Source organism: Amycolatopsis sp. NPDC051061, from assembly GCF_040682935.1.
Lineage (GTDB): Bacteria > Actinomycetota > Actinomycetes > Mycobacteriales > Pseudonocardiaceae > Amycolatopsis.
On sequence record NZ_JBFBBZ010000084.1, the window covers coordinates 23,526 to 29,572 of the forward strand.

The following is a 6,047-nucleotide window of genomic DNA, read 5'->3' on the forward strand; positions in this document are numbered from 1 at the left end:
GTGGGCATCGTGGTGGTGGGCGGGGGACTCGCCGGCACCACTGTCTGCCGGGAGCTCCGCCGGCGGCACTACCGGGACGAGATCGTCCTGCTCGAACGCGAGACCGCTGACCCCTACGACCGGCCGCCACTCAGCAAGCGATTTCTCCAGGGTAGAGCCGAGCCCGCCGACATCGGTCTGCCGCACGCCCGCGAGCTGAGCGAGCTTGCGGTGCGTCGCCTCCCCGGCACGACGGTCGCCGGGCTGACCGGAGACGCGGTGGTGTGCGATGACGGTCGCGCGCTGCCCTTCAACGGACTGGTGATCGCGACCGGCTCGACCGCGCGGCGGCTACCCGGTCAGCCGGACGTCCGCGGGGTGCACCGCCTGCGCACCCTCGCGGATGCGCTGGCCCTGCGCCGGGAGCTCGCCGAGGCGCGGTCGATGGTCGTCGTCGGCGGTGGCTTCATCGGCCTCGAGGTCGCGGCGTCCGCGGTCGCCCTCGGCGTGGACGTGACCGTCGTCGAACGCGCCGCCTTGCCGCTCGCCCACGCGATCGGCCCGGTGGCCGCCGCTTGGCTGACCGACCTGCACCGCTCCCACGGCGTGCGCTTCGCCTGTGAAAGCGATGTCGCCGGCTTCGACATCGCCGATCACGGAGTGCGGGGAGTCGAGCTCGTGGGCGGCGAGCGGTTGCGGGCCGACGTCGTACTCGTCGGCGTTGGCGCGGAGCCCGAGACCCGCTGGTTGGCCGGCAGTTCCGTGCCCCTCGCCGACGGAGTGGTGTGCGACGCGGCACTTCGCGCGGCGCCGCGCATTTACTCCGCGGGCGACGTCGCGCGCTGGGACCACCCGATATTCGGCTCGATCCGGGCAGAGCACTGGACGACGGCCGTCGACCACGCGCGCACCGTGGCGGCGAACCTGTCCGCCGAGCTCGCCGGTGGCGAGGAGGGTGACTTCCGGGAGGCGGCTGAGATCCCCTACTTCTGGACCGAGCAGTACGACGTGAAGCTGCAGCTCGCCGGCTGGGTTGCCGGTCACGACCGCGTCGAGGTGATCGAGAACGGAAAACGCCGCGCGATCCTCTACGGCCGGGGCGATGTCGTGGTGGCGGCGGCCGGCCTGAACCACCCCGCCTTCGTGGCTCGGCAGCGGAAGGCGATCGCGGCCGGGACCCGGTGGAGTGACGCGCTCGAATCCTGACGGCAACGTCCACTTCGGTTTGTGAGGTCGAGAATGGAACCTGCAGAAGAAACGCCGGCACCACCCGGTGAAACGATTCTGATCGGCAACGAGTTCGCGCGGGTCCGCCTCGAAAAGGTGCCTGGACCAGGCGGTGACCACCTTGTCATCTCGTCGGCTCGCACCGGACGGTCGCGGACTTTGTCCCCGGAAGCCGTGGAGAGGCTGAGCCGGCTGCCGGTCGGCCACTACCTGGACGCGCTGCTGACCCCGTTCGGCCCCGAACCGGAGCTCGCGTTCACCACCGGCACGCCGGTTCACGAGGAAGAGGAAGAATGAGTCTGCAAAAGCTGATCAGCGCCGATCTGGCGGTGACGGATCTCGACGCGGCACTCGAATTTGACGTCGACGTACTGGGTCTGACGGAACTGGCCCGGGAGGACGGCAAGGTCTACCTGACGTGCGACGTCAGCGACGCGCACGCGCAGCTCGTCCTCTCCGGGGGCGGGACCGGAGTACGCGCATTCGCGCTCGGAGTGGATTCCGAGGACGAGCTGGCCTACTTCGAGTCGAGGCTCGAGGGGCTCGACGTCGTCACCGAGCGCCGTGCGGACGCGGCACCGGGGCAGCCCACCAGCCTGGCCTTCCGGCTGGCCACCGGGCACGAGGTGCTCCTGGTCCCGCGGCCGGACCGGCCGCTCTACCGCCACCCGGGCGAAGAAGCCGGTTCGCGACGCCACGGCGTCGGCCCCGCGGACATCGACCACGTCAACCTCGCCTTCAGCGACCCCGTCGACGCGAGAGCCGCCGCGCACGTGCTGACGGAAGGGCTGGGCTTCGCGATCTCCGACGTGTTCGTGGACGCCGACGACGAATGGCGGGCGGTGTGGGCCAGGGCCGCGGATGTGCACCACGACGTCGCGCTCACGCGTTGCCAGCCGGGTGCGTCGCTGCACCACCTGGCGTGGACGCTGGACAACTATGAACACCACAAGCGGGCCGCGGACACGCTGGCGAGTTCCGGGCACGTCCTGGAGACGGGACCCGGTCGCCACGGGGTGGGCGGCAACCTCTACTCGTACTTCTGGACCCCGGGCGGCAACCGCTACGAGCTGTCCGCGGAGATGCCGAGGATCCTCGGCGACCGTCGCGATCCCGTCGTCCGGAAAGCCGGTGATTTCAACGCCTTCAGCGCCTGGGGAGCCGCGCGACCCGAATCCTTCGGACGAGGGTCTTGAGATGGCTGTTCCGAAGGGTTGTCGAATCGGCGTGGAACGGAAAGGAATGACAGGGCCATGTTGGTGATCGATCACGACCAGATCGACTGGGAAGAGTGGCGCCCCGGCGTCCGGTCGCGGGCCTGGGCGACGGCTTCGAACGGAGCGAAGCAGGTCAGGATCGCCGAACAGATCCTCGACCCCGGCAACCGGGCTCCGCTGCACTGGCACTACTTCGAGGAGAACATCACCGTGGTCGGCGGCGCGGCCCGGTTCCACGTGGACGGGGAGATCGCCGAAGCCGGGCCGGGCACGACAGTGATCGTGCCCAGTACCGCCGTGCACGGGTTTCTCAGCATCGACGACAGCGCGTTGCACATCATCGCCTCGATGGGCTGGCCCATCAACGAGATGCACTACGTGGACGACCCGTTCACCGTGTACCGCGCCGGCGAGATCGCCGATTCCGGCGCTCGCCGGCGGCTGGTCCCCGGAGCCGGCTGATGGCGACGTCTTCTCCTCCTCCCGGCGGAGCCGCGGTCCAGGGACGCCTGGTGGGCAAGGTGGCCCTCGTCACCGGCGGCGGATCCGGGATCGGTGCGGGCGTGGTCCGCAGGTTCGTGCGCGAAGGCGCACGCGTCGTCGTGGTGGGCCGCGACGGCGACCGGCTGGCAGGTGTCGTCGGCCCGCTCGGTGACCGGGCGGCCGCCGTGCCGGCTGACGTCACCGACCCCGACGGGTGCCGGAGGGCCGTCGAGCTGGCGGTGGACCGGTTCGGAAAGCTGGACGTACTGGTGCCCAACGCCGGGATCCACGACCACGGTGCCGCGTTGGCCGACCTGCCGATCGACCGGGTCGGACAGGTCTACGACGAGTTGTTCGCGGTCAACGTCAAGGGAGCGCTCTTCGTGGTCCGTGCCGCGTTGGACGCACTGACGGCCGCTCGAGGCTCGATCGTCTTCACGGGCTCGATTTCGAGCCTGGCACCCGGCTTCGGTGGGGTTCTCTACGTGGCGTCCAAGCACGCCGTCCTGGGGATCGCCCGCCAGCTGGCGCTGGACCTCGCGGGCCGGGTCCGGGTCAACACGGTGGCGCTGGGGTACGTGCACTCCGACCTGGTGGCGCCACCTTCCCTGGGAAGTGGCCCGGTCCTGGCACCGCCGGACGAGGTGGCGGCCCGACTACCCACCGGGACCGCGCCGGAGCCGGACGACATCGCGGGGGTTTACGCGATGCTCGCGTCGGACAGCGACGGCTCGGCGATCACCGGAGCTGTGCTGACGGTCGACAGCGGCCAGCTGCTGTGGGGGCCGGGACGGAAGGCCGGGCCGGCCTCTGCCTGACGGCTTCCGGCGGCGGCACGCTGGCTCGGCGCGACAACACCCGGTCACACAAGGCGGGCTCGTCGGTCATGGCGCAATCACGAGGCCGCACTGGTGGCCGCGATCAACACGCACTTCCACGCCGATTTCGTCGCCGGCCACCTGGAGCCGGCCGCGCTGACCGGCGCCTGGATCGTCACCTACCGGCCATCTTCGACGAACCCGACCCGGCGAGCAGGACCACCGCGGACTGCCTCCGCCGCAGCCTCGCCACCGGCCAAACGCCACTGGTCATCAATGTTCGCGGCGACATGGAACGCGCCGCAGGTGCCAACGAAGGCTCACTCCACATACCCCTGACCCAGTTGCCCGGGCGAACCGCGGAACTCCCCGTGACCGCCCCATCGTGCTGCACCACGCGGGCGGACACCGCTCTCGATCGCCGCCGGCGTCCTATGACGCGCCGGTCACACCGATGTGGCGGCTCCGCCGCGTGGGCCCAGCCGGCCGAACCGCCCCCAAGCCGAGCCGGCGCAGCGACGGCATGGGCTGTAGGGCTCGACAGGGTCGTGACCTGGCATACACCCCTCCGGGGCGGCCCGGGCCGCGGCTGGGGGCGCATGGGACACTGGTTCGGTTATGACTGCCCTCCCGCTCGTCTTCGACGCCCCCAAGCGTGGCCTGCCGCCGCGCCACCTCGCCGACCTCACCGTCGCGGAACGCGCCGCGGCGGTCGCCGAGCTGGGGGAGAAGCCGTTCCGGGCGAAGCAGCTGTCCAACCACTACTTCTCGCGCCTGACGGTCGACCCGGCGGAGATGACGGACATCCCGGCGGCGTCCCGCTCGAAGCTCGTCGAGTCGTTGATGCCGACGTTGCTGACCGAGGTCCGCGCGCTGGAGGCTGACCAGGGCGCGACGCGCAAGACGCTGTGGCGAGCGCACGACGGCACGCTGCTGGAGAGCGTCCTGATGCGCTATCCGGACCGCGCGACGCTGTGCATCTCGAGCCAGGCCGGCTGCGGCATGGCGTGCCCCTTCTGCGCAACCGGCCAGGGCGGCCTCGACCGCAACCTGTCGACGGCGGAGATCGTCGACCAGGTCCGTTCGGCGGCGGCGGTCATGCGCGACGGCACGATGCCCGGCGGACCCGGCCGGCTGTCGAACATCGTCTTCATGGGCATGGGTGAGCCGCTGGCCAACTACAAGCGCGTGGTGGCGGCGGTCCGGCGGATCACGGACCCTGCGCCGGGTGGCTTGGGGATCGGCCAGCGGTCGGTGACAGTGTCAACCGTCGGTCTGGCGCCGGCGATCCGGAAGCTGGCGGACGAAAAGATGCAGGTGCGGCTGGCGGTGTCGCTGCACACGCCGGATGACGAGCTGCGCGACACGCTGGTGCCGGTGAACGAGCGGTGGTCGGTGGACGAGGTGCTGTCGGCGGCTCGGTACTACGCCGACACTTCCGGGCGGCGGGTGTCCATCGAGTACGCGCTGATCCGGGACATCAACGACCAGCCGTGGCGGGCGGAGCTGCTGGCGAAGCGGCTGCGGAAGCACCTGGGCCAGCTTGTCCACGTCAACGTGATTCCGCTGAACCCGACGCCGGGGTCGAAGTGGGATGCGTCGCCGAAGCCGGTGGAGCGCGAATTCGTGCGCTTGGTGAACGCCGGTGGTGTCGCGTGCACGGTCCGGGATACCCGCGGCCAGGACATCGCTGCGGCCTGTGGTCAGCTGGCTGCTGAGGGCTGAGTTTTGTTCGTTTCGATGATGGAGTGTTTGTCGTGATGTATGCCCCCAGCCTGTTGGATCCGGCTGCGGAGGAGTTGCGGCTCGCGGACGTGGTCGGTCGCGGCGCGACCGAGGTGGCTCGTGAGGCGCGGTCCCTGTTGGGTGAGCGGTTCAGTTCGGTGACGTTCATGTACGTGCTGATGCGCGCGTTCGAGGTCGAATACACCGCGGCGCGGGATGCGTCGCGGTGGCATGAGTTCCACGGTGGGCCACGAGCGCTGTCGGACGCTGACCTGGAGAAGCTGCTCGCTCCGTGGCTTGATCGCTGATCGAGCGTCTGAGGTAGGCGCCCGCGACTTCATCGGCTCGAGCCCTTAACAGCTGGACGTTGACCGGCGGCTGAGCGTCTCTAGCTGCCACCGTTCGATCCGGCTACATGCTAGTGCCGCATCACGCAACGTTGGGTAGGTAATCGCGGCGGTGGATCTTGGAGTTGACGGCGAAGTTGAGGCGCCCCAAAGATTGGGACTGTAAAACGTTCGGTGTAACTCCCGATCATGGAAGTGCACCTGATGACCGACATGATGTCCGGCGTGGAGAACGCTGAAGACCCGAAGCC

Annotated in this window: 7 protein-coding genes; all 7 read left to right on the forward strand. The window is 69.8% G+C overall.

Annotated features, from left to right (window positions below; all coding sequences use genetic code 11):
* Positions 1 to 1,185 carry an FAD-dependent oxidoreductase gene (locus AB0N03_RS49745; RefSeq protein ID WP_364388096.1) on the forward strand — a complete coding sequence of 395 codons (1,185 nt, stop codon included), beginning with the start codon at positions 1 to 3 and terminating at the stop codon, positions 1,183 to 1,185.
* A 195-nt stretch (positions 1,186 to 1,380) separates the two neighbouring features.
* On the forward strand, positions 1,381 to 1,503 hold the full coding sequence (locus AB0N03_RS49750) for a hypothetical protein (RefSeq protein WP_364388098.1): 123 nt from the start codon (positions 1,381 to 1,383) through the stop codon (positions 1,501 to 1,503).
* Positions 1,500 to 2,402 carry a VOC family protein gene (locus tag AB0N03_RS49755; protein WP_364388100.1) on the forward strand — a complete coding sequence of 301 codons (903 nt, stop codon included), beginning with the start codon at positions 1,500 to 1,502 and terminating at the stop codon, positions 2,400 to 2,402. The genes AB0N03_RS49750 and AB0N03_RS49755 overlap by 4 nt, the downstream gene beginning before the upstream one ends.
* A 57-nt stretch (positions 2,403 to 2,459) precedes the next feature.
* Entirely contained in the window at positions 2,460 to 2,885 is a 426-nt protein-coding gene (locus AB0N03_RS49760; RefSeq protein WP_364388102.1) for a cupin domain-containing protein, read from the forward strand.
* A gap of 50 nt (positions 2,886 to 2,935) precedes the next feature.
* Positions 2,936 to 3,724, forward strand: a complete 789-nt coding sequence (locus AB0N03_RS49765; protein ID WP_364388104.1) for an SDR family NAD(P)-dependent oxidoreductase — start codon at positions 2,936 to 2,938, stop codon at positions 3,722 to 3,724.
* 618 nt (positions 3,725 to 4,342) lie between these two features.
* Positions 4,343 to 5,449 carry a 23S rRNA (adenine(2503)-C(2))-methyltransferase RlmN gene (rlmN, locus tag AB0N03_RS49770; protein WP_364388106.1) on the forward strand — a complete coding sequence of 369 codons (1,107 nt, stop codon included), beginning with the start codon at positions 4,343 to 4,345 and terminating at the stop codon, positions 5,447 to 5,449.
* A gap of 32 nt (positions 5,450 to 5,481) precedes the next feature.
* Complete coding sequence (locus tag AB0N03_RS49775; protein ID WP_364388110.1) at positions 5,482 to 5,757, forward strand: hypothetical protein; 276 nt, start codon at positions 5,482 to 5,484, stop codon at positions 5,755 to 5,757.
* Positions 5,758 to 6,047: the final 290 nt, after the last annotated feature.

Excerpts from the sequence above, each read along its gene's own strand:
- rlmN (WP_364388106.1), top strand. The coding sequence starts at position 4,343 with ATGACTGCCCTCCCGCTCGTCTTCGACGCCCCCAAGCGTGGCCTGCCG.
- AB0N03_RS49755 (WP_364388100.1), top strand. The coding sequence starts at position 1,500 with ATGAGTCTGCAAAAGCTGATCAGCGCCGATCTGGCGGTGACGGATCTC.
- AB0N03_RS49760 (WP_364388102.1), top strand. The coding sequence starts at position 2,460 with ATGTTGGTGATCGATCACGACCAGATCGACTGGGAAGAGTGGCGCCCC.